General features: G+C 70.4%; 24 protein-coding genes and 2 rRNA genes. 2 read left to right on the top strand and 24 right to left on the bottom strand.

The window, feature by feature from the left end; genetic code table 11:
• Positions 1-30: 30 nt before the first annotated feature.
• From MK177_08680 to MK177_08670, 3 genes are read right to left on the bottom strand one after another with little or no spacing between them, the layout of a single operon-like run.
• A complete protein-coding gene (locus tag MK177_08680; GenBank protein ID MCH2427389.1) occupies positions 31-1,104 on the bottom strand; it encodes a serine/threonine-protein phosphatase in 1,074 nt (357 codons plus the stop codon).
• A gap of 41 nt (positions 1,105-1,145) precedes the next feature.
• Entirely contained in the window at positions 1,146-2,456 is a 1,311-nt protein-coding gene (gene der, locus MK177_08675; GenBank protein ID MCH2427388.1) for a ribosome biogenesis GTPase Der, read from the bottom strand.
• Complete coding sequence (locus tag MK177_08670; protein ID MCH2427387.1) at positions 2,453-3,934, bottom strand: DUF512 domain-containing protein; 1,482 nt, start codon at positions 3,932-3,934, stop codon at positions 2,453-2,455. Before MK177_08670 ends, der begins: the two co-directional genes overlap by 4 nt.
• 48 nt (positions 3,935-3,982) lie before the next feature.
• Between MK177_08670 and ispH the strand changes: the two genes are divergently transcribed.
• Positions 3,983-5,062: a 4-hydroxy-3-methylbut-2-enyl diphosphate reductase gene (gene ispH / locus MK177_08665; GenBank protein MCH2427386.1), complete on the top strand. Its 1,080-nt coding sequence runs from the start codon at positions 3,983-3,985 to the stop codon at positions 5,060-5,062.
• 11 nt (positions 5,063-5,073) lie between these two features.
• On the opposite strand, the gene MK177_08660 is transcribed toward ispH, so the two are convergent.
• Genes MK177_08660 through MK177_08630 form a run of 7 tightly spaced genes read right to left on the bottom strand, consistent with a single transcriptional unit; the run spans position 5,074 to position 11,128 of the window.
• Positions 5,074-5,787, bottom strand: coding sequence for a 1-acyl-sn-glycerol-3-phosphate acyltransferase (locus MK177_08660; GenBank protein MCH2427385.1), 714 nt, complete (start codon positions 5,785-5,787; stop codon positions 5,074-5,076).
• Entirely contained in the window at positions 5,784-6,422 is a 639-nt protein-coding gene (cmk, locus tag MK177_08655) for a (d)CMP kinase (GenBank protein MCH2427384.1), read from the bottom strand. The genes MK177_08660 and cmk overlap by 4 nt, the downstream gene beginning before the upstream one ends.
• A gap of 4 nt (positions 6,423-6,426) precedes the next feature.
• Positions 6,427-7,713, bottom strand: coding sequence for a 3-phosphoshikimate 1-carboxyvinyltransferase (gene aroA / locus MK177_08650; GenBank protein MCH2427383.1), 1,287 nt, complete (start codon positions 7,711-7,713; stop codon positions 6,427-6,429).
• Positions 7,714-7,738: 25 nt separating this feature from the next.
• On the bottom strand, positions 7,739-8,875 hold the full coding sequence (locus MK177_08645) for a prephenate dehydrogenase/arogenate dehydrogenase family protein (GenBank protein MCH2427382.1): 1,137 nt from the start codon (positions 8,873-8,875) through the stop codon (positions 7,739-7,741).
• 45 nt (positions 8,876-8,920) lie between these two features.
• Positions 8,921-9,664: an rRNA pseudouridine synthase gene (locus MK177_08640; GenBank protein ID MCH2427381.1), complete on the bottom strand. Its 744-nt coding sequence runs from the start codon at positions 9,662-9,664 to the stop codon at positions 8,921-8,923.
• A 3-nt stretch (positions 9,665-9,667) separates the two neighbouring features.
• A complete protein-coding gene (gene scpB / locus MK177_08635) occupies positions 9,668-10,351 on the bottom strand; it encodes an SMC-Scp complex subunit ScpB (GenBank protein MCH2427380.1) in 684 nt (227 codons plus the stop codon).
• A 3-nt stretch (positions 10,352-10,354) separates the two neighbouring features.
• Positions 10,355-11,128 (bottom strand): segregation/condensation protein A, encoded by a 774-nt coding sequence (locus MK177_08630; protein ID MCH2427379.1) that lies wholly within the window; start codon positions 11,126-11,128, stop codon positions 10,355-10,357.
• Positions 11,129-11,234: 106 nt separating this feature from the next.
• Between MK177_08630 and trpS the strand changes: the two genes are divergently transcribed.
• Positions 11,235-12,215: a tryptophan--tRNA ligase gene (trpS, locus tag MK177_08625; GenBank protein MCH2427378.1), complete on the top strand. Its 981-nt coding sequence runs from the start codon at positions 11,235-11,237 to the stop codon at positions 12,213-12,215.
• Positions 12,216-12,248: 33 nt separating this feature from the next.
• On the opposite strand, the gene MK177_08620 is transcribed toward trpS, so the two are convergent.
• The 14 genes from MK177_08620 to MK177_08555 all read right to left on the bottom strand — a co-directional run.
• Complete coding sequence (locus MK177_08620) at positions 12,249-12,815, bottom strand: hypothetical protein (GenBank protein ID MCH2427377.1); 567 nt, start codon at positions 12,813-12,815, stop codon at positions 12,249-12,251.
• Positions 12,816-12,817: 2 nt separating this feature from the next.
• Positions 12,818-13,261, bottom strand: a complete 444-nt coding sequence (locus MK177_08615) for an NUDIX hydrolase (GenBank protein MCH2427376.1) — start codon at positions 13,259-13,261, stop codon at positions 12,818-12,820.
• Between the two features lie 111 nt (positions 13,262-13,372).
• Positions 13,373-15,016: a CTP synthase gene (locus MK177_08610; protein MCH2427375.1), complete on the bottom strand. Its 1,644-nt coding sequence runs from the start codon at positions 15,014-15,016 to the stop codon at positions 13,373-13,375.
• A gap of 105 nt (positions 15,017-15,121) precedes the next feature.
• The gene (locus MK177_08605) at positions 15,122-16,705 is read right to left on the bottom strand and encodes a DNA repair protein RecN (protein ID MCH2427374.1); all 1,584 of its coding nucleotides are present in this window, start codon (positions 16,703-16,705) and stop codon (positions 15,122-15,124) included.
• 110 nt (positions 16,706-16,815) lie between these two features.
• Complete coding sequence (locus tag MK177_08600; GenBank protein ID MCH2427373.1) at positions 16,816-17,646, bottom strand: NAD(+)/NADH kinase; 831 nt, start codon at positions 17,644-17,646, stop codon at positions 16,816-16,818.
• A complete protein-coding gene (locus MK177_08595; protein ID MCH2427372.1) occupies positions 17,646-18,461 on the bottom strand; it encodes a TlyA family RNA methyltransferase in 816 nt (271 codons plus the stop codon). Before MK177_08595 ends, MK177_08600 begins: the two co-directional genes overlap by 1 nt.
• Complete coding sequence (locus MK177_08590) at positions 18,458-19,201, bottom strand: HAD-IIA family hydrolase (GenBank protein MCH2427371.1); 744 nt, start codon at positions 19,199-19,201, stop codon at positions 18,458-18,460. The genes MK177_08595 and MK177_08590 overlap by 4 nt, the downstream gene beginning before the upstream one ends.
• 47 nt (positions 19,202-19,248) lie before the next feature.
• Positions 19,249-20,295: a 2-oxoacid:ferredoxin oxidoreductase subunit beta gene (locus MK177_08585; GenBank protein MCH2427370.1), complete on the bottom strand. Its 1,047-nt coding sequence runs from the start codon at positions 20,293-20,295 to the stop codon at positions 19,249-19,251.
• A complete protein-coding gene (locus MK177_08580) occupies positions 20,292-22,172 on the bottom strand; it encodes a 2-oxoacid:acceptor oxidoreductase subunit alpha (GenBank protein ID MCH2427369.1) in 1,881 nt (626 codons plus the stop codon). The genes MK177_08585 and MK177_08580 overlap by 4 nt, the downstream gene beginning before the upstream one ends.
• A gap of 109 nt (positions 22,173-22,281) precedes the next feature.
• Positions 22,282-23,112 (bottom strand): enoyl-CoA hydratase-related protein, encoded by an 831-nt coding sequence (locus MK177_08575; GenBank protein MCH2427368.1) that lies wholly within the window; start codon positions 23,110-23,112, stop codon positions 22,282-22,284.
• Positions 23,113-23,165: 53 nt separating this feature from the next.
• Positions 23,166-24,218, bottom strand: a complete 1,053-nt coding sequence (locus MK177_08570) for a class I fructose-bisphosphate aldolase (protein ID MCH2427367.1) — start codon at positions 24,216-24,218, stop codon at positions 23,166-23,168.
• Positions 24,219-24,339: 121 nt separating this feature from the next.
• On the bottom strand, positions 24,340-25,191 hold the full coding sequence (locus tag MK177_08565) for a hypothetical protein (GenBank protein ID MCH2427366.1): 852 nt from the start codon (positions 25,189-25,191) through the stop codon (positions 24,340-24,342).
• 508 nt (positions 25,192-25,699) lie between these two features.
• Positions 25,700-25,816: ribosomal RNA gene (gene rrf / locus MK177_08560) — 5S ribosomal RNA — on the bottom strand.
• Between the two features lie 117 nt (positions 25,817-25,933).
• A 23S ribosomal RNA gene (locus MK177_08555) occupies positions 25,934-26,504 on the bottom strand; the annotation flags it as partial.

Genomic DNA, 26,504 nt, shown 5'->3' with positions numbered 1-26,504 from the left:
CACGGCGCCACACCCGTCCCGGTCCGGCTATCAGAGCTTGCGGATCGCCAGGATTGCCAGGTCGTCCTGCACAGCCCCGAGGCTGAAGTCGTTGGCCGAGTCCAGCAGCTGCTTGCACAGCACCCCCGGCGAGATGCCCGGGTTCCGCCGGACGGCGTCGCCGACGCGTTCCTCACCGAACTGCTGGTCGCCGTTGCGGGCCTCGGTCAGCCCGTCGGTGTACATGACGGCCATGTCGTCGCGGGCCAGCGGGACCTCCCGGCTGAAGTAGGACCCGGTCGGGTCCAGCATCAGGAGCGGACCGGTGGACCGCAGCGGGCGCACCTCCCGCTCGTGCCAGAGGAAGGTCGCCGGATGCCCGGCCGAGGCGTAGCGCATCGTCTCGGCCTCGGTGTCGAAGACCAGCACCACAAGCGAGATGAACTCCTCGGACCGCTCCACCGACGACATCTGACGGTTCAGCTCCTCCAGGGCCTGGGCCGGATCCCGGAACTGGCGAAGGAACGTCCGCAACAGGTACTTGGCCTGGAAGGCGGTGATCGAGGCCTCGATGCCGTGCCCGACGACGTCGCCGATCACAGCGGCCAGCCTCGTGGGAGAAGCCTTGAACACGTCGAAGAAGTCGCCTGCCATGAGGCCCGTACCCGCCTGGTACACACGCCCCACCTCGAACCCCGAGAACTCGGGGAGCTCCTCGGGGGCCAAGCGGCCCGCCCACGCCTTGGGCGCCAGGTCCTCCTGCTCGAGGGCCTCCTGGGCCCGCCGCTCGATGTCGATGCTCTGGCGGGCAATGCGGGCCTCCCGCACGGCGTGCCGGGCCCAGGCCGTCGACACCAGAGCGGGAATCGCCACCAGCGAGAACACCAGGGCACCACCGGCGCCCTCCGTAACGGCATTCACGAAAGATGCGAGAGCCAGCAACCCGTAAAGGGACGCCGAGTGGAACTCCTTGCGGAACGTCGACCACGCCAGCGTGTAGGCATCGGGCGCGGCCTCGGGATCGATACGGCCCACCAGCCGGTAGCGGTGGCGTGCCGAGCGCGCCCAACTCAGGGCGGCGGCGAGGCAGATGATGCCCAGGAGGGTCAGGACGGGCGTCCGCATGCCCGTTCAGCGTAGTCGTGGGCCCGTCGTACGGGCGTCGGTCACTCCGACCGGCGACGCACCCGCAGCTTGATGGGCGTAGACCCGAGTTCCAGGTCCTCGCGCAGGCGCCGCTCCAGGTAGCGCAACCACGTACGCGGCACCTCCCGGTTGGCGAACAGCGTGAAGGTCGGCGGGTCGGTGGCCCCCTGGGTGGCGTACAGGATCCGCACGCCGGCAGGCGCCGGCTGGGCCGACTGCGCGGCCCGGATCACGTCGTTCACCCGCCGGGTCGGGATCCTCGTCTGGTAGTCCCTGATGGTGTCCTCCAGGGCCGGCCAGAGGCGCTGCACGTTCTTCCCGCTGAGGGCGCTGATGCGGATGACCGGGGCCCCCCCCACGAAGTGCAGCTTGTCGCCGACCTGGATCGAGACGTCCTCCCGCTGCTCGGCGTCGCACAGGTCCCACTTGTTCAGCAGCACCACGATCGGGCATCCGGCGGCGTCGACGCGCTCTGCCAGGCGCTGGTCCTGGTGGGTCACGCCCTGGGTGGAGTCGATGACGAGCAGCGCCACGTCGGCTGTGTCCACGGCCTTCAGGGCCCGGACCAGCGAGTAGTACTCGGTCCTCTCGTCGATGCGCGCCTTGCGCCGCATGCCTGCCGTGTCGATGAAGCGGACCGGCCCGGACGGCGTCTCCACGACGGTGTCGACCGTGTCGCGCGTCGTACCGGGGCGGTCGTGGACCACCGCACGCTCCTCGCCGGTGAGCCGGTTGAACAGCGTCGACTTCCCGACGTTCGGACGTCCCACCAGGGTCACGCCCACCACCCGGGGGTCGCCGCCGCCGGACTCCACGTCGTCGGAGACCTCGTCGACCTGCTCTGGAAGTGCATCAACCAGACGGTCCAGCAGGTCGCCGGCTCCCCGACCGTGCAGGGCGCTCACCGGCGCCGGCTCGCCGAGGCCGAGAGACATCAGCTCCCAGATCGACGCCTCGTGTACCCGGTCGTCGACCTTGTTGGCCACCACGATCACCGGGGCGTCGGTGCCCCGCAGGAGTGCCGCCACCCGTGCATCGTCCTCGGTCACCCCGACCGTGGAATCCACCACGAACAGCACGACGTCGGCCTCGCTCATGGCCCGCTCGCTCTGGCGGCTGACCTTCTCGTCCAGGGAGTCGCCGGCGCCGATCCAACCGCCGGTGTCGACGAGCGTGAACTCCCGACCCTGCCAGGACGCCTCGACCTCCTTGCGGTCCCGTGTGACGCCGGGTCGCTCCTCCACGATCGCCTCGCGGCGACCCAGAATCCTGTTCATCAGCGTCGACTTGCCCACGTTGGGCCGACCCACGATGGCCACGATCTGCTTCATCGACCCGACCCCGCGGTCGAAAGGGCACGGCGCAACGACGCACCATCGGTGGCCACCACCTCGACCGCGTGTGGCAGGTCGTCGGGCTCCACGCCGTCCAGGAACCGCCCGTTGCTGAGGCAAACGTCCGGCAGCAGGTAGCGGTGCCCGGTCGGCTGGCCTGCCAGCACCCGCGCCACGTCCTCGCCGACCATGAGGCCGGTGACGCCCACGTTGCCCCCGAAGAAGCGGTTCTCCACCGCCAGCACCCGGACGTCGGCCCGACCGGTGGACTCGACCAGCGGGGTCAGGATGGGTGCGCCCAGCTCTCCGGTGAGCACCGCCACCGGGGCGCTGCGGGACGGGCGGATCCCCGCTCCCAGGCTGACCGCCGTGGCCGTCGTGACTCCCCCAGGTCCGGCACCGGTATCGGCACCCGAGGACACCGGCCCGCCGACGGAGATCCCGACGCCGCAACCAGACCCCTCATGGCCGGCTCCGGTCCGCGGAGCCCGGTAGCCGAGCGCCGGAGCGCCGTCCACCGACTGGAAGAATCCCGGGGTGCGCTCCCGCCCACCTGCGGCTCCGGTGAACTCCTGCTCGAACGCCCGTGCCATGCCGATGCCGTCCTCCAGCATCTCGAAGCCGTCGTAGTGCTCCACCGGTGGGAAGGGTCGACCGGCAAGCAGGTAGTACTCGTCGGCGGCGAACACCATCCGTCGCCCCAGGGCGGCCAGGAAGCGCTCCTGCCACGCCTCCACGACGTCCACCACTGCCCGGGCCTCGTCGACGGTGTGGGCACGCATGCGGACCTCGTCGGTGTAGCGGCTCACCCCGAGGGGCACCACGCAGAGGCTGGCCAGGTCATCGAACCTGTCGGCCACGCCGGCCAGCGTGTCCTCCAGCCAGAGGCCGTCGTTGAGGCCGGGACACACCACCACCTGGCCGTGCACGGTGATGCCGTGGTCCAGCAGCGCCCGCAGCCACCTCAGGCTCGTGGCACCCCGCCGGTTGCGCAGCATCTCGGTGCGCTTGTCCGGGTCGGTGGCGTGGATGCTGACGTACAGCGGGCTGAGGCCCTCGGACAGCACCCGCTCCAGGTCGGCCTCGGTGAACCGGGTCAGGGTCGTGAAGTTCCCGTAGAGGAACGACAGGCGGTAGTCGTCGTCCTTCACGTAGAGGCTCCGGCGCAGCCCAGGCGGCAGCTGGTAGATGAAGCAGAACTCGCAGTGGTTGTCGCACGTGCGGACCCGGTCGAACAGGGCGCTGTCCACCTCGACGCCCAGGGGGCTGCCGGCGAGCTTCTCCACCTCGACGTCGCGCTGGATGCCGCCGGAGTCCAGCGCCAGGGCCACCGACGGCTCGTCGACGAGCAGCTGGTACTCGATGACGTCGCGCGGCACGCGGTCGTTGATGCTCAGGATCCGGTCGCCGGGCACGACACCGGCCCGTTCAGCGGGCGATCCGGCGGCGACGGCGACGACCACGGGGGTCGACATGGCCCTAAGGCTACCGACGTCGATGGAAGCACCCGGTAGGGTCCCGGCATGCCATCCGCCACGTCGCCTTCCGAGGCCTCCGGGCGGGTCGACCGGGTGCTGTTGGCCGAGCCACGCGGCTTCTGCGCAGGCGTGGAGATGGCCATAAAGGCCCTCACGTGGCTGGTCCGGGCCTTCGACGAGCCCGTCTACTGCTACCACGAGATCGTCCACAACAAGCTGGTGGTGGAGCGCTTCGAGGCCCTCGGCGTGGTCTTCGTGGACGACATCGCCGACGTCCCGGCCGGTGCGCCGCTGATGCTCTCGGCCCACGGTTCGGCTCCCGAGGTGGTACGCCGGGCCCGTGAGGTGGGCGGCTACACGGTCGACGCGGTCTGCCCGCTGGTCACCAAGGTCCACCACGAGGTCAGGACCCGGGTCGACAAGGGCTACCAGATCGTCTACGTCGGCCACGCCGGGCACGAGGAGGCCGAGGGCACCATCGCCGTGGCCCCCGATGCCGTCCACCGGGTCGAGCATCCGCAGGACCTCCAGGCGCTACCCGACCTGGGAGATCACGTCGCCATCCTGGCCCAGACCACCCTCAGCCACAGGGACTGGGGCGGGGTGGTGGACGCCGCGGCGGAGCGCTGGCCCAACCTCTGGTCGGCCGGCCGCAGCGACCTGTGCTTCGCCACCACCAACCGGCAGGGAGCCCTCCTGGACCTGGTCGACCGTTGCGATGCCGTGGTGGTGATCGGCTCTACGAACAGCTCCAACACCCGAGCCCTGGTGGAGTTGGCCACCGAGGCCGGATGCGACCGGGTCGTCTGGATCAACCGGGCCGAGGAGCTCCCCGACGACCTGGTCGGCACTATCGGCGTCACCGCCGGTGCGTCGGCGCCCGAAGAGGTGGTGGCAGCCGTCGTCGAGGCCCTGGCACCGCGCGACGGTGTCGAGACGGTCCGCCACACCGACGAAGACGAGTACTTCCCGCCGCCACGCAACCTCCGCGACCTGCTGCAGTCCATCCGGACCTTTGCCGGGCTGGGATTCGGCGCACCCCCGCCGTCGGGCAACCTCGACGACCGGGCCATCGACGCGTCGAACGCCCTGACAGCCCTGGATCGGCTCCGCCCGGTCGGCTGAGCGGTCGGCCCTCAGTCGTCCGACGCGCCCGTTTCCGGAACCGGCAGTGCGGGCCGCCCGGCCAGGCGCTGCGCCTCGTCGAAGCACCCCTGCAGGCCGACCCGTAGACGCTCCGTGAGCTCGTCCACCATCCGCCGGGGGATCCTCCCGTCCACCTCCGGCGGCCGGATCGGCTCGCCGACCACCATCACCACCCTGACCGGTCGGATGAGCATCGAACCACCGGGCATGGCGTGGTCGGTGCCGGCGATGCCCAGCGGCACAATCGGAACCCCGGCCCGGGCGGCAACGAATGCCGGCCCGGCGTGCATCAGGTCGGGATCCACGACCGGACCGTGCTGGCGGGTGCCCTCGGGGAACATCACCATCGGCTCGCCGCGTTCCAGGACCTCCTGGCATGCACGCAGCGCAGCACGGTCCGCGGTCCCACGCTCCACCGGAAACCCCCCGACGATCGTCAGGAACCGCCCGGCGGCACGGTTCCGCCAGAGCGACTCCTTGCCCAGGAACCGCTGGCGCCGGGCCGTCACCATGCCACCCACCGGCGTGTCCAGGTACGACCGGTGGACCGGCGCCAGGATGTACGCCTCCTCGGCCGGGAGGTTCTGCTTTCCGACGACGCGGAATCGGAACCACGCCTTGCACGCCAACCAGAGCAGCGACCAGAAGAACCGGTAGGCCACCCGATCCAACGCCGACATGCGTCGGCCCAGGTCGCCGCTCACGACAGCAGCCCGACGATGGCATCCACGATCTCGGGGATCGTCAGGTCCGAGGTGTCGATGACCTCGGCACCGGAGGCCTCCACCAGCGGGCTGGCGGTCCGACTGGAGTCGGCCACGTCCCGGCGTTCGATGTCGGCCGCAACGGCGTCAACGTCCAGGCCCTGCGTCTCGGCTGCCCGTCGGCGTGCACGGACCTCGGGCGAGGCGACCAGGTGGACCTTCAGCTCGGCGTCCGGGAAGACGACCGAGCCGATGTCGCGTCCCTCCATCACGCCACCTCCGCGCTCCTCCACCCAGGCCCGCTGGCGGGCCACCATCTCGGCCCTGACCTCCGGGTTGGCCGCCACGGCGGTCACCGCCACGGTCACCTCGTGACCGCGGATGGCCGTCGAGGCATCCTCGCCGTCCACCATGCATGCCGATCGGGTCACGTCCAGGACCACCAGGCGGGCCACGTCGGCGACCGCTGGGACATCGTCCGGATCGACGCCCCTGCGCAGCACGGCGAACGCCACCCCCCGGTACATGGCCCCGGTGTCCAGGTACTCCAGGCCCAGGCGGTCGGCCACGCCGCGCGCCACGGTCGACTTGCCCGACCCGGCGGGGCCGTCGATGGCGATCACCCGGTGGGCCACGGGCTCAGGCCCCTTCCCGGAGGAGGTCCAGGTCGTCGGCGAACCCCGGGTAGCTGGTGGCCACCGCATCCCAGCCGTCGACGGTCATCGGGCCGTCGGCCACGAGGGCCGCCACCGCGCACGCCATGGCGATCCGGTGGTCGTGGTGGGAGTCCACCTCGGTTCCTCTCAGGGCGCTCCCACGGACCACCAGGGTGTCTCCGTCGACCCGGACGTCGGCGCCCATCCGGCCCAGCTCGGACTCCACGGTGGCCAGGCGGTCGCTCTCCTTGACCCGAAGCTCGCCGACGCCATCAAAGGTGGTCTCGCCCTCGGCACACGCCGCTGCCACCGCCAGGATCGGCACCTCGTCGACCAGGCCGGGCACCTCGTCGACCGTCACCACCGTGCCGGTCAGGCCTGCGTGGCGCACCATCAGGTCGCCGGTGGCCGGATCGTGGGAGATGTCTGCGCCCATGCGCTTCAGCACATCGATGAATCCCGACCGGGCGGGACCGGCGTAGACGTTGCCGACCACGACCTCGGACCCGGGAACTATCGAGGCGGCCACGGCCCAGAAGGCCGCCTGCGAGGGGTCGCCGGCCACGTCGTGGTCGAACGCCGACGGCCGACCCGGCTGCAGCGTCACCCGGGTCAGATCGCCATCGGCCTCGCTGGCCAGCCTGATGCCGAAGGCCGCCATGAGCTCTTCGGTGTGGGCCCGGCTGGGCCGGTCCTCGACCACGGTTGTCGGCCCGTCGGCCGACAGCCCGGCGAACAGGACGCAGCCCTTCACCTGGGCGCTGGCCACCGGCAGCCTGTACTCGATGCCCCGGAGGCCTCCGCCCCGGATGTCCAGCGGTGCGAGGGCCAGGCCGTCATGGCCGGCCACCGTTGCGCCCATGAGGCCGAGGGGCTCCAGGACCCGGTCCATGGGTCGCCGCCGGATCGACGCGTCGCCGTCCAGCACCGACCGAAAGGGCAGGCCGGCCAGCAGGCCGGCCAGCAGGCGGATCCCCGTTCCGGAGTTGCCGACGTCCAACGGATGGTCGACCGCTCCCAGGCTTCCACCCCGGACGCTGATCGTGTCGTCGTCCACGTCGACCACCCCGGCGCCGAGGGCCTCGACGATCCGACGGGTGCACGCCACGTCCCCGCCGTCGCTGAGGCCCCGCACCGTCGACGTCCCGTCGGCCAGCGCCGCCAGCATCAGCACCCGGTGGGAGATGGACTTGTCGCCAGGCACCCTGAGACGACCGACCAGGGGGCCACCCGGTTGCACGACAGTGGATCCGCCCGACCGTTCGACCACGGGGCTCACGGGATCCACGACAGGCTCACGCGAGCGGCGCCGAGGTGGGCCGGTAGCCCTTGGCCATCAGCCCGCCCTTGAGTCGCTCGACCATGTCGGACTCCACGATCAGGAGCACCACGCCCCGGTCGCCCTCGGCCGAGTGGGCGATCTCCAGGTCGTAGATGTTCACGTCCAGGTCGGTGGCCAGGAGGGTGATGGAGGCCAGCTCACCCTGCTGGTCGAGCACCGGCACCCTGACCTCGGCCAGCTCGGACGGGCGGGGGGCACCCGTGGGGAGGCTCACGCGTGCGGTCCTGGCGGTCTCGAGGCGCCGCAGCAGGCCGTCCCGGTCGCCACCGGAGACCTCGGCCCGCACCGCGGTGAGCGCCCCGATCAGGTCGTCCAGGACACCGTCGATGGCCGTGGCGTTCTCGCGGCAGATGTCTGGCCAGATGCCCGGGTGGCCTGCGGCCACCCGGGTCATGTCCCGGAACCCACCGGCCGCCAGGCGCAGCACCGCAGAGTGCTCCTCGGAGCGGGCGGCGGCTATGCCCATGAGCGTGGCCGCCGTCAGGTGCGGCACGTGGGACACCAGGGCCACCAGCGAATCGTGGCGCTCGGGTGGAAGGGTCAGGATCTCGGCCCCCAGCGAGGAGACCACTGACCGCACGCGGGCCAGGGCATCCCCGGCGGTGCCGTCGGTCGGGGTCAGCACCCAGATGGCGTCAGCGAACATCTCGGGATCGGCGCCCTCGACCCCCTCCTGCTCGGAGCCGGCCATCGGGTGGCCCCCGATGAACCGGTCATCGCCCACGGCTGCGACCACGGGGGCCTTGACGCTCCCCACGTCGGTGACCAGGCCGTCAGGAGCGGCGGCCAGCGCCTCGGTGACCGCCTCGACCAGGTGGCCCACGGGGGTGGCTACGAAGGTCAGCTCGGCACTGGGATCCCATCCGGTGGCGTCCACGGCACCCAGGGCCACGGCCCGGGCCAGGTGGTCCCCGTCGGTGTCCACCCCGTGGACGTGCCATCCCCGGGCCCGCAGCCCCATGCCGATGGATCCGCCGATGAGGCCGACGCCCACGACTGTGGCCCTCCGGGCCGTGCCGGCGGTCATCTCTTCGGCCGCGCCGGAGCGACGGGATCGGGGGTCGCCATGGGACACGATGCTACCGGTCACCCATCGGCCGATCGGTCGGAGTTCCGGCGCCGGCGCCAGCTGCGATCAGGCCCCGGCACCTGACCCGGGACCGGCCACGGCACGCTGCAGGGACCTGACCTCGTCGCCGGTCAGCTCCCGCCAGGCGCCGGGGGCCAGGGAGCGGTCGGCCAACGGCCCTATGCGGGTCCGGATGAGGCGCACCACCGGGTGGCCGACGGCATCGCACATGCGCCGCACCTGCCGGTTCCTGCCCTCGTGGACGGTCAGGCGCACCACCGACGGTTCCAGGAGGGCGGCCCGGGCAGGGGCGGTCGTCCCGTCGTCCAGCTCGACGCCCTCCCGCAGCCGCCGCAGGGCTGCCCGCGACGGGGAGCCCTCCAGTTCGGCGACGTACTCCTTTTCCACCCCGAAGGACGGGTGGGTCAGCCGGTGGGCCAGCTCCCCGTCGTTGGTCAGCAGCAGGAGCCCCTCGGTGTCGACGTCGAGGCGCCCCACCGGGAACACCCGTGGCTCGGCCGGCACCAACCCGACCACCGTGGGCCGACCCTGTGGATCGTCGGCCGTCGTGACCACGCCGGCGGGCTTGTTCAGGAGGTAGTGCACGAGGTCGGGCCTCACGCCTATGGGCGCACCGTCCAACTCGATAAGCGCCGTCTCCACGTCGACCCTGCGGCCCAGCACGGCTACCTCGCCGTCGACCGTGACCCGACCCTCGGCTATGAGGTCCTCGCAGACCCGCCGGCTTCCGATGCCGACACGGGCCAGCACCTTCTGGAGCCGCTCGCCCTCGTCGGACGGGACGGCCACCGGTCAGCCCTCCGGAGGAGCCAGCTCCTCGGCTTCCACGACGACGGGTGGACCCTCGTCGGCGACCAGGCCGGCGGCGTCCTGCCCGGGATCGGCGCGGAGTCCCTGCTCCAGGGCCTCCACCACCTCCGGTCCGGGTACGAAGTCCGCCAGCGGCGGAAGTTGCGCCAGGCCGTCCAGCCCCATCCGCTCCAGGAACTCCTGCGTGGTGCCGAAGAAGATGGCATTGCCCGGACCGGGGTCCCGGGAGACCTCGTAGACGAAGCCGCGCTGCTGCAGGAGGCGGATCACGCCGTCGACGTCGACGCCGCGTATGGCCGAGACCTGTGCCCGCGAGATCGGCTGCTTGTAGGCCACGATGGCCAGCGTCTCCAGCGCCGCTGCCGTCAGCCGACTGCTGTGGCCCTCCACGACGAAGCGCTCCACCCACGGCGCCTGGTCCGGATGGCTCTGGAACCTGTAGCCGCCGCCCACCCGGACGACGGCGAATCCTCTTCCCTGTGCCTCGTACTCCTCGGCCAGGCCGTCGCAGATCGCCTCGACCTGTCTGGTGGGCAGCTCCATCAGCTGGGCCAGCAGGTTCGGCGGCACGGGGTCCACGGCGACCATGAGGATGGCCTCCACGGCCCGCCGGGCCTCGTCGTCGACGCCGGCCCCCTCGGACCCGACCGGGGTCTCGCCGTCCACCCGTCAGCCCTCGTAGGCGTCGATCAGGTCGACTTCGCCCGGCTCGGCCCCGGGACGCCAGCCCACGTGGATGTCGCCGAAGCTGTCCAACTGGTCCAACTCCACCACGCCCTGCTTGTAGAGCTCCAGGACGGCCAGGAACCAGACGACGATCTCGATCCGGTCGCTCAGGCTCCGCGTCAGGTGCCGGAACGTGACCGTGCCGCTTCGGGGAAGCTCGTCCACCAGCTCGGCAACGGCGTCGGCGACGCTGATCCGGATGGGGGCGATCGTGTCGGTGTCGACGTGCACCGACTGCCGGGGCGTCATGGCCGCCATGTAGGCGGCCCGCAGTTGGTCGGTGGTGATGCCGTCGAGGATGTCGGGCGCCAGGTGCATGAAGCGGTCCTCGAGTCCGGCGCGTCGCGGCCGGGAACGGGACGCCTCGGCGGCCATGCGCTTCAGCGACACCGCTGCGTCCTTGAAGGTCTTGCACTCCAGCAGCCGGGCCAGCAGGAGGTCCCGCTCCTCCCAGAGTCCGAACTCGTCGTCGGGGTCGGCCCGCCCGTGGGTGGGAAGCAGGCGGCGGGTCTTGAGCTCGACGAGGATCGAGGCGATCAGGAGGAACTCGGTCGCAGCCTCCAGGTCGCACGACTGGAGGCTCTCCAACTCGGCCAGGTAGGCGTCGACGATGGCCGACAGGGAGACCTCGTAGAGGTCGACCTCCTCCTTCAGGATGAGGTTCAGCAGCAGGTCGAAGGGCCCCTCGTACACGGAGGTGGTGACGGTGACGCTCACCGGCCCGACCCTAGGGAGTCTCGGCGACCACGCGGTGCATTCCCGCCGGCGGCCTGCGTACCGCCCATCCCGTCTGACCGGGGCCGCACCGGTACCCTGACCGGCCATGGCACGCGTCTTCTCCGGCATCAAGCCCACAGGGTCCGTCCACCTAGGCAACCTGCTGGGCGCACTACGCAACTGGGTCACCATGCAGGACGAGGCGGATGCCGTGTACTGCGTGGTCGACCTCCACGCCCTGACCGTGCGCCACGACCCGACGGAACTACGGGCCGCCACCCTGTCGCTGGCCCAGCTGCTGATCGCCAGCGGCCTCGACCCGGAACGCTGCACCCTGTTCGTGCAGGGGCACGTACCCGAGCACACCGAGTGCGCCTGGGTGATGGAGTGCACAGCGTCCTTCGGCGAGCTGCGGAGGATGACCCAGTTCAAGGACAAGTCCGAGGGCACCGACTTCGTGTCCGGCGGCCTGTTCACCTACCCGGCCCTGCAGGCGTCCGACATCCTGCTGTACGACACCGACCAGGTGCCGGTGGGCGAGGACCAGCGCCAGCACATCGAGTTGACCAGGGACATCGCGATGCGCTTCAACAGCCGCTACGGCGACACCTTCGTGGTGCCCGAGGCGGTCATACCACCGGCCGGCGCCAGGATCATGGACCTCCAGCATCCAGGCAGCAAGATGTCGAAGTCCGAGGACGGCGCCCAGGGCACCATCCTGCTGCTCGACGAACCGTCGGCCATCCGGAAGAAGTTCAGGCGGGCCGTGACCGACAGCGACGGCGAGGTCCGCTACGACCCGGTCCAGAAGCCCGGCGTGTCCAACCTGCTGTCCATCATGGGAGCGGCCACCAACCGTGGACCGGAGGCGGCCGCGGACGGCCTGGAGCGCTACGGCGACCTTAAGGACGCCACCGCCGAGGCGGTGATCGAGCTGCTGCGTCCCGTCCAGGCCCGCTACCACGAGCTGGCCGCCGACCCGGCCGAAACCGGTCGCCTGCTGGCCCTGGGAGCGGACAAGGCCCGCACCGTGGCCTCGGCCACCCTCGATCGGATGCGGTCTAACCTGGGGCTCCTCCCCCGCTGAACCCGGCGGTCCGGACCTACGACGGACCGGACCTCAGTCGTCGTCGGCGGCGTGGAGCACGTCGGCGAGGCGGCGGTCCACCGTCCAGCGGTCCGGTGGACGGTGGTGCTCGGTGGCCCAGGCCACCGTGAGCGGATCGCTTCCAGCCTCGGACAGCAGGGCGGCTCCCTCCTCCGGGTGACGGAGGTACAGGCCGATGCGACCCCGTGCCCCTCCCCGGTCCGACCAACCAGCCGTCCGGCCCGATGCGACCGCCCCCAGCAGCGTTGCCACCACCCGGCCGAAGGTACCGAGGCCGCACCTGACCTTGCCCACGTCGTGGAGCAGGGCGGCAGCCAGCAGCGGTGCGACGCCACCAACCGCCACCGCGACGAGTTCCGGGCCATCAGGTCCCCCCAGGACCGACTCGACCCGCCGGGCGACCCCCACGGCGTGGCGACGGTCGGCATCGGACATCCGCCGCCAGAGGTCCAGCTCACCGGCCCGCAGCAACCCCGCCACCCATGCCTCGTCGGCCGGCGAGGGCCCACCGGGCCGCAGCGACCCGAAGAACCTCCGGACAAGGTGCCCGATGCGGTGCAGGCGCCCGGATCGGCGCACCTTCAGCGTCCCAGCCTGCGCAGCACCTGCAGGAGGCCGATCACCGTCTTGGCATCCGTGATGGCGCCGTCGACGATCATCGCCTCGACGTCGTCCAGCAGAACCCGCTCCACGGTCAGGTAGCTCTCCTCGACGCTGACCGCCTCCGAGGCCACCGGCTCCAGGTCCGTCGCCAGGAAGATCGTGGTCTCCTCGTCGCAGAAGCCGATCGAGTTGTGGAACCGACCCATCTCGACGAGGTAGCGGGCGTACAGCCCGGCCTCCTCCACCAGCTCACGGCGGGCGGCGGCCTGCCGGTCCTCGCCGGGAACGTCCAGCTTTCCCGCCGGGATCTCCAACATCTCGCGCTCCATCACCGGCCGGTACTGGCGTACCAGGACGACCTCGCCTCCGTCGACTGCCACCACGGCCACCGCCCCAGGGTGGTGCACGACGTCTCGCTCCATCACCTCGCCCGCCGGGCCCTCGAAGGTGGCGGTGGCCAGCGTGATCACGTAGCCCTCGTGCAGGACCCTCTCGCCGGTCTTTGTGAACCCGTGGCCCACGAGGGACCAGCCTCAGCCGGCGGCTTCGACGTCGACAGGGATCAGCTGCGGGTTCCGGCCGGCGGCGCGTTCCAGGGCTGCGCCTATGAAGGACCGGAACAACGGTGCCGGACGGTCGGGCCGGCTCTTGAACTCCGGATGGGCCTGAGTGCCGATCCAGAACGGGTGGCCCTCCAACTCGATGAACTCCACGAGCCGGCCGTCGGGGGACTCGCCTGAGCACGCGAAGCCGGACTCCTCGAACCGGGCCCGGTAGCGGGGGTTGAACTCGTAGCGGTGGCGATGCCGCTCCGACACGACGTCGGCGCCGTAGATACCGGCCACCTGTGAGCCGGGCTGGAGCTGGGCCACGTAGGCGCCCAGGCGCATGGTGCCGCCCATGTCGGTCACGTCCCGCTGGGAATCCATCAGGTCGATCACAGGGTGGGGCGACGACGGGTCGAACTCGCTGGAATGCGCCCGTTCCAGGCCCAGGACGTTGCGTGCGTACTCGACGGTCATGCACTGCAGTCCCAGGCAGAGGCCGAGGCACGGGATGTCGTTCTCCCTGGCGTACCCGGCGGCGGCGATCTTGCCCTCCACCCCCCGTTCGCCGAAGCCGCCCGGGATGACGATGCCGTCCAGGTCCCTCAGGCGGTTCTCGCCCAGCAGGCCCTCCACGTCCTCGGCCTGGATCCAGTCGATCTGGACGTCGGCCCCGTGGTGGATCCCGCCGTGCTTGAGCGACTCGACCACCGACAGGTAGGCGTCGACCAGGCGCACGTACTTGCCGATGAGGCCGATGCGAACCGGCGTCGTCGCCTCGGCCAACCGCTCGTTGAGGGCCCGCCAGTCCGCCAGGTCGGGTGGGCCGGTGATGAGGTGCAGGGCGTCGCAGACGAACTGGTCCAGGCCCTCGTCGTGGATGACCAGCGGGATCTCGTAGAGGCTCTCGGCGTCCGGGCAGTTGACCACCCCGTTGAACGGCACGTTGGACAGGCGGGAGATCTTCCTCTCCAGGTCGTCGCCGATCGGCTCGTCGCTCCGGCAGACGATGGCGTCGGGCTGAATGCCGGCACTCCGGAGCTCCGTGACCGAGTGCTGGGTGGGCTTCGTCTTGTGCTCGCCTGACGGGCCGATGAACGGCACCAGGGTCACGTGGACGTAGCAGACGTTCGTACCGCCCACGTCGAGGCGGAACTGCCGGATGGCCTCGAGGAACGGAAGGATCTCGATGTCGCCGACCGTGCCTCCCACCTCGGTGATGAGGACGTCCACGTCGTCGCCGGCGAGGCGCCGGATGCGCCGCTGGATCTCGTCGGTGATGTGGGGGATGACCTGGACTGTCTTTCCCAGGAACTCACCGTGCCGTTCGGCCGCGATGACCGCCGAGTAGATCGAGCCCGTGGTGGCGTTGGAGTCCCGCGTCAGGTTCTCGTCGATGAACCGTTCGTAGTGCCCGAGGTCGAGGTCGGTCTCGCCGCCGTCGTCGGTCACGAAGACCTCGCCGTGCTCGAACGGGTTCATGGTGCCCGGGTCGACGTTGATGTACGGATCCAACTTCTGGATCACTACCCGGAGGCCACGCTGCTTGAGGAGCCGTCCGAGGGAGGCGGCGGTGAGGCCCTTTCCGAGCGAACTCGCCACGCCGCCCGTCACGAAGATGTGTTTCGTCACGGGGGCTCAATCTATCCCGGGTCCCGGGAACGCGCGCGGAACCGGCCGGCGGTCGGGGGTCACGCGATCGCCAGGACGGACCGGCCCCGGCGTGGATCGTCGATGTCAGGACCCGTGGCCACGGGCGGCCTGCAGGAGTTCCTCTGCATGGCCATGGGCCGTGTCGCTTTCCGGCGACCCGGACAACATCCGGGAGAGCTCGACCACCCTCTCCTCGCCGTCCAGCGCCGCCACGGTGGCCACGGTGTTTCGGCCGTCGTCGGTCTTGACGACCACCAACTGCTGGTCGGCGTAGGCGGCTACCTGGGCGAGGTGGGTCACGACCAGAACCTGGCGATCACCGGCCAGCTCGGCCAGGGCCTCACCGATCCGGTGGGCGGCCGCCCCGCCCACCCCGGCGTCCACCTCGTCGAACACCTGCACCGGCGGCGAGGCGGTGAGCACCAGGCCCACGGCCAGCATCGTCCGGGCCAGCTCGCCGCCCGACGCCACCCTTGCCACCGGCAGCATCGGCGTGCCCGAGTTGGGAGAGAGGCACAGCACCACCTCTGCACCGTCCTCGCCGTCCACCGTGACCTCAACGGTCGCCGTGGCCATGGCCAACGAGCGCAGGTGCTCCTGGATCCGGGCGGCCAGGACGGGAGCGGCCCGTATCCGGGCCGCCCGGACTGTGGCGGCGGCAGCCGCCCGGGCGGCAACGGCAGCCGTCCTGCGGGCGTCCAGCGTTGCGGCGATCGCCTCATGGTCCTCCAGGCCGGCGAGGTGCGCTGCGGCCTCCGCGTGGTACTCCATGACCGAGGCGAGGTGCTCGCCGTACTTCCGCCGGAGCTCGGCCAGCAGGCGCCGCCGCTCGCTCACCGCTGCCAGCCGGACCGGGTCCTCCTCCAGGCCCTCGGCCACCCGGCGGAGCTCGCCGGCCAGGTCGCCCAGCTCGGCAACCAGGCCGGCCAGGCGGTCCACCTGGGACCCGAACGGCGATCGACCGCCCAACTCTGCCAGCGCCGCCCCGAGGGAATCGGATGCCGGCCCGTCACCGTCCAGGAGGGCCAACGCCTCCAGGGCCGCCTCCCGGTGTGCCACGGCGTCGCCCAGCAGCGCCTCTTCCGCGGCCAGCCGGTCGTCCTCGCCGGCATCCACCAGGCCGGCGGCATCCAACTCCGAGACCTGGAATCGGAGCAGGTCGATCTCGCGGGCCCTGGCCCGTTCGTCTCCGCCCAGTGCGGTCATCTCGGCGTCGATCGTGGCCAGCTCCCGGTCGGCCTCGGCCAGCGGGCCCAGGTCGACGGCTCCGAACCGGTCCAGAGCATCCCGCTGGGCCGCCGCCGCCAGGAGGCGCTGGTGGGCATGCTGTCCGTGGAGGTCCACTAGACGACGCCCGTGCTCGGCAAGCGATGCGGCCGTCTCGAGGCGACCGTCCACGTAGGAGCGACTGCGACCGTCGGCCGGCACCACCCGCCGGAGCACGACCTCTTCGTCTCCTACGACGAAGCGTCCCTCGACGACGGCCTCGGCAGCACCCGGTCGCACGATGGACGGGTCGGCCCGCCCGCCCAGGAGGAGGTCGACGGCGCCCATGAGCATCGTCTTGCCCGCCCCGGTCTCGCCCGTCACAGCGGTCAGCCCCTGACCGAATACCACGTCCACCTCGTCGATGACGCCCAGGCCGGTGATGCGGAGCTCGGCGAGCACCGGTCAGCCCCGCCGTCGGGCCGAACCCGGCGAACGGTCGCCGTGGTTCCGGTCGTGGGCGGTCCGGATCATGGCGGCATCCTGCCACCGGCCGGTGACAGCGCCGGCGATCACCGGTCCTCGAGGCCGAACTTGGTTACCAGCAGGTGCTTGAAGTCACGGGGTCCGAAGGTGACCAGGCGGGCCATCCGATCGGCGACAGTGCACACCACCGTGTCGCCCCCACCCAGCACGACCAGCTCCCTGCCGTCCACCGAGCAGGTGGCCTCCCGGTGCCCCAGCACCTCCATGCCGACCTCGGTCGACGGGTCCAGCACCATGGTCCGGTCGAAGAGCATGTGGGGGGAGACGGGGGTCAGCTGGATGGCCCGGTGGACCGGATCAACGATGGGTCCACGGGCCGAGAAGGCGTACGCCGTGGAACCGGTGGGCGTGGCGGCGATCAGGCCATCGGCGGCATACGAGGTGAGGAACTCGCCATCCAGCGACACGCCGACCCGCACCGTCTGGCTGGCCGCCGTCCTGGCCAACACGACCTCGTTCAGCGCATGGTCGACCACCAGGGGAGAACCGTCGGCCCGTCGGACCTCGATGCGCAGCATCATGCGCTCCTCGATGTCGTGGTCTCCGGCCAGCGTCCGACCGACGGCAGCGCCTGCCTCGTCGGGCTCGACAGTGGTCAGGTAACCCAGCTCGCCGTGGTTCACGCCCAGCACGGGTACCGGCCTGCCGTCCAGAAGGTGGACGGCCCGTAGGATCGACCCGTCACCGCCGAGGCTGACCACCAGGTCCAGCTCGCCGTCGACTGCGCCCCCGTCGAAGCCGGGGGCGTCGGAACGCACCACCGTGTGGCCGTCGGCGGCCAACGTGGCAGCCAGGGAATCCGCCTGGGCCACCGCCTCCGGACGGTCCTCGTGGATGACCAGCAGGACGACGGCCATCAGGCTCCACCCCCGGTTGCCACGGAAGCCACCAGGGCCGCCGGGTCGAACCCTGCGGGCAAATGCACGTCGGCCGTGCCCGCCCGCACGTGGAGCAGGAACTCCACGTTGCCGTCGGCGCCGGTGATGGGAGAGGCCATACCCTCCATGATGGCCGCTCCGTGGGCACGAACCGACCGTTCCAGCTCGACAATCACCCGCTCCCACACCGCCGGGTCCCGGACGACCCCGCTCCCCCGGTCCACCTCGGCCCTTCCAGCCTCGAACTGGGGCTTGGCCAGGAGCACCATCGGGGAACCCTCGGCCACCAGCCCGACCAGGTCGGCCATCACCGTCCGCAACGAGATGAACGACAGGTCCGACACCAGCAGGTCGAACGGCGCACCCAGGGACGGTCCGTCGACACCCCTCACGTTGGTTCGCTCGTGCACCATGACCCGCTTGTCGTCGCGAAGCCTCTGGTGGAGCTGGCCACGCCCCACGTCGACGGACACCACCGACGCCGCACCGTGCTGGAGGAGGCAGTCGGTGAACCCACCGGTGCTGGACCCGACGTCGACGGCCCGCAGCCCGTCGGGATCCAGGCCGAATCCCGAGAGGGCCGCCTCCAACTTGGAACCGCCCCGGCTCACGTAGCGGGGCGGTGGGCCGGCGACGACCACCGCCTCATCGGCCGAGACCAGCCGTGACGGCTTGCCGGCCGGCGCCCCGTCCACGGTCACCCGACCCGCCCCGATCACCTCCCTGGCCACGGTGCGGCCCGGCACCAGCCCACGTCGGACCAGCTCCCGGTCGAGGCGTCGGCGGGCGTTCACCCCAGGCACTCCCGAACGGCGGCCAGCAGGTCGTCGTGGACGGTGTCGGGTACGGGATCCACCGGAAGGTCCTCGGGTCCGATCAGCCCGGACAGCACCAGCGACCACCGCCACCCCATGGCACGGGCGAAGCGCCCGTCGGTGTCAGGACGGTCGCCGACCATGACGCCGGCGTCACCTGCCAGCTCCCGCACCAGGTCGCACATCGGCCCGTAGGGCTTGCCGGCCGTCTCCGGGGTGGCGCCCGTGGAGGCCACCAACGCGGCCAGCAGAGACCCGGCCCCCGGCCGCAGGCCGTCATGGGCCGGAAAGGTCACGTCGTCGTTGGTGGCCAGGATGCGCGCACCGGCCAGCACGGCCCTCATGCCGGCGGCCAGGCCCCGGTAGTCGAAGTCCTCGTGGAATCCCACGACCACCGTTTCTACCGGTCCGGCGTCGACCACCTCGGCCCCCCTAGCCTCGAGCTCCTCGCGGCAACCCGGTCCGCACATTGGCAGCACCCGCTCGCCGGGCGCCACGAGGCGCGCAGCCGCCATGCCGGAGGTGACCACGCCCCCCATGGCGTCGATCCCGAGGGCGGCCAACTTCTCCTCGGTGTCGACGACGCGCCGACCCGAATTGTTGGTCACGAAGAGAACCCGCTCTCCGGCATCCTGGAGGAGGCGGACGGCCTCGGCGGAACCGGGGATCCCGTCGGTCCCCCGCCAGACGACCCCGTCCAGGTCGAGCGCCCAGGCCATCTCGTCGCTAGCGGGTCAGCGGTCGCCGGAAGGGGCGACGGCGGGCCTCAGACTTCCCAGGTCGGTTGTGAGCGCAGCAGCGACGCCAGGTCGCCCCTTCCCATCTGGGCCTGGACCTCGCGGATCTGGGCGGCCACCGACCTGCCGAACTCGCCGCTGTCGATGGCCCGGAACACACCGATCGGGGTGGGCGTGGCCGGCGTCTTGGCCAGCCGGGAGATCGAGAAGGCGGTCGACGGGTTCCGGATGGTCTCGTCGTGCACGAGGATGTACTCGATCCCCACCTCGGCCACCTCGACGATCACCACGCCCTCGGGTCGACGGGCCACGCCGTACTGCTTCTCGGAGCCGAACAGGATCGGCTTGCCGTGGTGCAGGTCGATCAACATGTCGTCCCGGACGTCCTTCTTGGTGATGGTCGAGAACACGCCGTCGTTGAAGACGTTGCAGTTCTGGAGCACCTCGACGAACGACGACCCCTCGTGCTCGTAGGCCCGGCGGAACACCTCCTGCATGTGCCGGCGGTCCATGTCGTGCGTCCGGGCCACGAAGGTGGCCTCGGCTCCCAGGGCGACGCTGATCGGGTTGAACGGACGGGACACCAGGCCGACGGGCGACGACTTGGTCACCTTGCCCTTCTGGCTGGTCGGCGAGAACTGGCCCTTCGTCAGCCCGTAGATCTGGTTGTTGAACAGCAGGATGTTCAGGTTGACGTTGCGCCGAAGAGCGTGGATGAGGTGGTTGCCGCCGATCGAGAGCATGTCGCCGTCGCCGCCGATGACCCAGACGTCCAGGTCCGGGCGGGCCATTGCCAGGCCGGTGGCCACCGCCGGAGCCCGGCCGTGGATGGTGTGAACCCCGTAGGTGTTCATGTAGTAGGGGAACCGGGCAGCGCATCCGATGCCCGATATGAACACCGTCTTCTCCCTGCGGACGCCCAACTCCGGCATGAGCAGCTGCATGGCCGTCAGGATCGAGTAGTCCCCGCACCCCGGGCACCAGCGGACCTCCTGGTCGCTGGACCAGTCGGCCCTGGTGGTCTCCGGGACGGCGTCGGCTTCGACTTCGGTCCCCGGGTCGAGCACGTCGGTCACGATCGACCTCCTCCCATGCTGTCGAGGCGCTCCAGGATGGCGTGCTGGACCTCGCCGGCGGTGAACGGCTGGCCCTTCATCTTGGTGAGCGGCTCGGCATCCACCAGGTACTCGGCCCGCAGGATCCTCACGAGCTGGCCCAGGTTCAGCTCCGGCACCAGAACCCGCTCGTAGGAACCCAGCAGGTCCCCGAGGTTGGCCGGCAGCGGGTACAGGTGGGTGAGGTGGGCGCTGGCCACCTTGAGGCCACCGGCCCGGACCCGTCGCACAGCACCGGTGATGGCACCCCAGGTGGAACCCCACCCGACCACCAGCAGGTCGGCATCGGCGTCGCCCTCGACCTCCACGTCGGGCACCGGGATCGAGGCGATCCGTCGGTCCCGCAGGCGGACCATCAGCTCGTGGTTGTCCGGGTCGTAGGAGACGTTGCCGCTGCCGTCCTCCTTCTCGATGCCGCCGATGCGGTGCATGAGCTCCGGGGTTCCGGGCAGGGCGATGGGTCTAACCAGGTTCTCGTCCCGGAGGTACGGCCAGAAGACGCCCTCTCCGTCCTCGTTCGTCTGGTTGAACTCGGTGGCGTACTCCACCTCGATGGGCTCCAGGTCGGCCACGTCGGGCAGGCGCCAAGGTTCGGAGCCGTTGGCCAGGTAGCCGTCCGAGAGGAGCAGTACGGGAGTGTGGTAGGTCAGGGCGATACGCGCCGCCTCGATGGCCACGTGGAAGCAGTCCGACGGCGTGCGTGCCGCCACGATCGGCATCGGCGACTCGCCGTGGCGGCCGTACATGGCCATCATCAGGTCGGCGGCCTCGGTCTTGGTCGGCAGCCCGGTGGACGGCCCGCCCCGCTGGATGTCCACGACGATGAGCGGCAGCTCCAGGCTGACAGCCAGGCCCATGGCCTCCCCCTTCAGCGCCAGGCCCGGACCGCTCGTGGTGGTGACGCCCAGCGAACCGCCGTAGGAGGCGCCGATCGCCGCTCCCACCGCGGCGATCTCGTCCTCGGCCTGGAACGTGGTGACCCCGAATGCCTTGTGCTTGGACAGCTCGTGGAGGATGTCGGTGGCAGGCGTGATGGGATACGACCCCAGGTACAGGGGCAGGCCGCTGAGTTGCGAGGCGGCAACCAGACCCCAGGAGAGGGCCGTGTTGCCATTGACGTTGGTGTACGTGCCCGGCTCCAGCGGGGCGGCCTTCACGACCACACGCTGCGCACCCAGCTCGGCCGTCTCGCCGTAGGCGTGTCCGGCGTTGAACGCCGCCCTGTTGGCCGCGATCACCAGGTCCCTGCCGGCGAACTTGGCATCGATCCAGTCCAGCGTCGGTTCCACGGGCCTTGAGTACATCCAGGAGACCAGGCCCAGGGCGAAGAAGTTCTTGGACCGGTCGGCGTCCCGAGGCTTCACCCCGAGGTCCTTGCAGGCGTCCTTGGTGATGGTGGTCATGGCCACCTCGATCACCTGGTAGCCGGCCAGGTCGTCGCCCTCCAGCGGGTTGTGGTCGTACCCGGCCTTTGCCAGGTTCCGCTCCTCGAAGGTGTCCTTGTTGACGATGAGGGTGCCGCCGGGTACCAGCGTTCCGAGATCGGACCTGAGTGCCGCCGGGTTCATCGCCACCAGCACGTCCGGGGCATCGCCCGGGGTCGTGATGTCGTGGTCCGAGATGTGGACCTGGAAGGCCGAGACGCCGGCCATGGTGCCGGCAGGTGCCCTGATCTCGGCCGGGTACTCGGGCAGGGTGGAGAGGTCGTTTCCGAAGATAGCGCTGGCGCTGGTGAACCGGTCTCCGGTGAGCTGCATGCCATCGCCCGAATCGCCGGCGAACCGGATGATGACCTCGTCTACCTCCGACACCAGGGCCGCGTCTGCGATGTCCGTCACGCCGCTTCCTCCACCCGGGCCACGTTGCCGACCCTAACCGCGCGCCCCCGACTGGATAACCATCTGGGGTGCCTCCGACGGTGGTATCGGTCACACCGGCCGGCGGTCGTCAGCCCTCGGAGGTCCGGTAGTCGCCGAAGGGCTGGTCACGAGCCTGGAGGGCGTCGGTCAGTCCCCCTCCGCGGGCCTTCTCCAGGAAGTCGGCCATCGCCGCCGAGTGGGTACCCAGGGCGCAGAGTTCCGTCCCCGCCCGGAGACCGGCCCGCATCCCCATGTACTCCATCTGGCGGTGCACCGCCCGCTTGTTGAGCTGCACCACCTCGGGCGGCAGCGCGGCCACGCGTCCGGCCACCGCCAGCACCGCTTCGTCCAACTCGTCAACGGGGAAGGCGGCGTTGGCCCAGCCCTCTGCCACCGCCTCGACGCCGGTGATGGCATCGCCGGTGATCATCATCTCCATGGCCCGACGCATCCCCAGGAACCAGGCGTGGAAGTGCATGTCAGGCACGCCGAACCGCACGGCCGGGTACCCCATGCGGGCGTCCTCGGCGACGTAGACAAGGTCGCAGCCGGTGGCCAGCTCGCTCCCCCCGGCCAGGCACCAGCCGTGGACCTGGGCTATGACCGGCTTGGCCAGGTCCCATATGCCCATCCAGCCGTCGACCACGTGGCGGGGCCACTGCCCCTCACCGGGGGTGGTGGGAAACGGCAACTCGTGGCCGTCGCTGCCACCGCCCAGGTCGTAACCGGCCGAGAAGCAGGTACCGGCGCCCCGGATGATCGTCACCCGCACGTCCGGGTCCGTGTCGTGTGCGACCAGCGCCTCGAGGATGGCGCCGCGCAGGGGATGGTTCAGGGCGTTGCGCTTGCCGGGGCGGTTCAACGTGATCCGCCGCACACCGCTGGCCGGCTCGTCGACCAGGATCACATCGTCAGCCACGTCGCGTCGACCCCCGTCCTGCTTCTCCTGCTCACCGATGCCGACCCGGCCCCTCAGGCCAGGGTGATCGAGTCGTCGAGGTAGACGTCCTGGATGGCGTTCAGGAGCTCGACTCCTTCTGCCATCGGCCGTTGGAAGGCCTTGCGCCCGCTGATGAGGCCCATACCACCCGCCCGCTTGTTGATGACCGCCGTGCGGACGGCCTCGGCCATGTCGCCGGCACCCGAGGACGCTCCACCGCTGTTGATCAGGCCGATCCGTCCCATGTAGCAGTTGGCCACCTGCCAACGGCAGAGGTCGATCGGATGGTCGGTCGTCAGCTCGTCGTAGACCAGCGGGTGGGTCTTGCCGTAGCCGGGCAGGGCGTTGTAGCCGCCGTTCGTGTCAGGGAGCTTCTGCTTGATGATGTCAGCCCCGATGGTGACGCCGATGTGGTTGGCCTGGCCGGTGAGGTCGGCCGAACCGTGGTGGTCGACGCCGTCGACCTTGAAGCCCGCGTTGCGCAGGTAGCACCACAGCACGGTGAACATGCCCAGTTCGTGGGCGTGGGCGAAGGCGTCGCCCACCTCCTGGATCTGGCGGGTGGACTCCTCGGAGCCGAAGTAGATGGTGGCACCGACACCGGCCGCTCCCAGGTCGTGGGCCTGGGTGACCGAGCCGAACATCACCTGGTCGAAACTGTTGGGGAAGGTCAGCAACTCGTTGTGGTTGACCTTGACTATGAACGGGATGCGGTGGGCGTAGCGACGTGACACGGTGGCCAGCACTCCGAACGTGGAGGCGACCGCGTTGCAGCCGCCCTCCACGGCCAACTCCACGATGTTGGCCGGGTCGAAGTACGCCGGGTTGGGAGCGAACGACGCCGCGGCCGAGTGCTCGATGCCCTGGTCCACCGGGAGGATCGACACGTGGCCGGTCGCGGCGAGGCGGCCGTGGTCGAACAGGGCCTGCAGGTTGCGCAGGACCTGGGGCGGGCGGTCCGACTGGCCGAACACCTCGTTCACCGAGTCCGGTCCGGGGGTGGTCAGCTGGTCGGCGCCGATGGTCGTCGATACGTGGTCGAGCAGGTATGCGGCGTCGTCACCGAGCAGGGATGCGATGTCCACCTTGATGGCTCCTCGTGCGGTGGGCGGTCGTGGGACCATGGGTCGGGTTCACCATAGGGGGCGCGCCCACTGATCGTGCGGCCCGTTAAACCGGTGCCCGGCGGCCCCGATGGGCCCCGGTTCAGGCCAGGGAGCGGACCCGGTCGGCGACGTCTGCGAACCCGCCGTCGTGCCCCCGTATCCAGGCGAAGAGTTCCCTGGCCCGGGGGTTGGCGCCCGACCGCTCGTACAGGTCGGCCAGGGCGTAGGCCCGTCGCAGGTGGTGGTCCCGTGGACGGGATGGGATCTTCCAGCCCTTCTCCAGGAGGCGGACCGCCTCGGCCAGTCGACCCTGGTCAGCGATCGCTCCGGCGGCCACCAGACGACCCTCAGTCACCAGCGATGCGCTGGGCGAGGCGTCACGGAGCTCTATCCAGAGTGCGTCCACGTCGTCCCACCGGCCCTGGGCACGGTGGCAGTCGGCCAGCACGGGATGCTGCTCGGTGCTCCCGGTCAACTCCCGGAAGACCTCCAGTCGCTTCGCACCGGCCCGCCAGTGACCCATCCGGTAGTGCACCAGGCCCAGGAGCTCGAGCACCTCGGGTACCTGGTCCGCCCGCTCCACGAGTTGGTTGAGAATCCTCCGAGCATCCTGGAAGCGCTCGTCTCTGAATGCCCGGGCAGCCTCCTCGAGGCGCCCCAGGGCACGGCCACCGGCACGGTCCCCGAACGCCCGACGGAACAGGACGTCGGCGTCGGGCAGTCGGACCGGGGTGTCGGGAAGGGGGATCCTCGCCAGGGCCCGGGGTGAACGCTCCGGCCTACGTCCCGCCGCGCTCCGGCTGATCGCCTCGGCGGCCTCCGTACGGAGCCGGTCGGACCGGTCAGGTTCCGGGCGGCGAGGCCGGGTGGTCCGCTCGGCGGTGAGCTCGGCGCGCTCGGGGCGGTCCTCGTACTCCTCGCGCTCGAGCCGACCGGCACCACGGCGTGCCACCCCACCCCAGGTGGAAGGGCCGGCCGAATCAGGTGCCCGGCGACGACGGTCAAGGTTGGGCCGCCGGTCGTCACCCCGTCCATCCCGGCCGTCACGACCGCCACCGGACCGCCCGCCCGAACCACGCCGGTCACCGTCACGACCGCCCGAACCACGACCGCCCGAACCACGCCGGTCACCGTCACGACCGCCCGAACCACGACCGCCACCGGACCGCCCGCCCGAACCGCGCCCCCCGCGGCCGGACCGATCACCGCCGCGCGACGGGGAACCGCTTTCAGCCGGGGGTGCCATGGGCGTGGACCCTACCGGTAGGGCGTCGGAGCGCCGTGGGGACCGACGGCGATCCGACGGACCCACAACCCCCGCCCTCGTGGCCGTCGGTCACCGGGTTGGGTACCGGGCGACCGTGGAATCCGGCTCTGGGCCCTTGGTGGGTGGCCTCAGGAGGAACCGTCCCCAAAACGCGCTCGAGCGGGGCCCTGAGGCCCCGCTCGCAGCGTTCGAAATCCGGCGGCGTCCTACTCTCCCAGGGACACTCGTCCCAAGTACCATCGGCGCTGGCGGGCTTAACTGCCGTGTTCAGAATGGGAACGGGTGTGACCCCGCCGCCATAGCCACCGAAAACCGGTTGCGTCCCTGCCGGCGGACCGGCACGGACACGATTCTGTTGTCAAGAGCGGCCAACGGGCCTCTCCAGTACTCCACAGCGAACACGAACATCGACAACGATTGTCGATGTGTAACCAAGCCCTCGGCCGATTAGTACCGGTCGGCTGAATGCGTTACCGCACTTACACCTCCGGCCTATCAACGTGGTGTTCTGCCACGGGCCTTACCCGGTTAACCCGGTGGGAGATCTCATCTTGAAACGGGCTTCCCACTTAGATGCTTTCAGCGGTTATCCCTTCCGTAGGTGGCCAACCAGCCATGCTCCTGGCGGAACAACTGGCACACTAGAGCTACGTCCATCCCGGTCCTCTCGTACTAGGGACAGCCTTTCTCAAATCTCCTCCGGCTGCAGAGGATAGGGACCGAACTGTCTCACGACGTTCTAAACCCAGCTCGCGTACCGCTTTAATGGGCGAACAGCCCAACCCTTGGGACCTGCTTCAGCCCCAGGATGCGATGAGCCGACATCGAGGTGCCAAACCTTCCCGTCGATATGGACTCTTGGGGAAGATAAGCCTGTTATCCCCGGGGTACCTTTTATCCGTTGAGCGACGGCGCTTCCACACGCAACCGCCGGATCACTATGCCCTGCTTTCGCACCTGCTCGACTTGTAGGTCTCGCAGTCAAGCTCCCTTGTGCC

The organism is Acidimicrobiales bacterium, from assembly GCA_022452145.1.
Lineage (GTDB): Bacteria > Actinomycetota > Acidimicrobiia > Acidimicrobiales > MedAcidi-G1 > UBA9410.
Note: the sequence above shows the minus strand (reverse complement) of the source record. Positions and strands in the feature narration are given on the sequence as shown.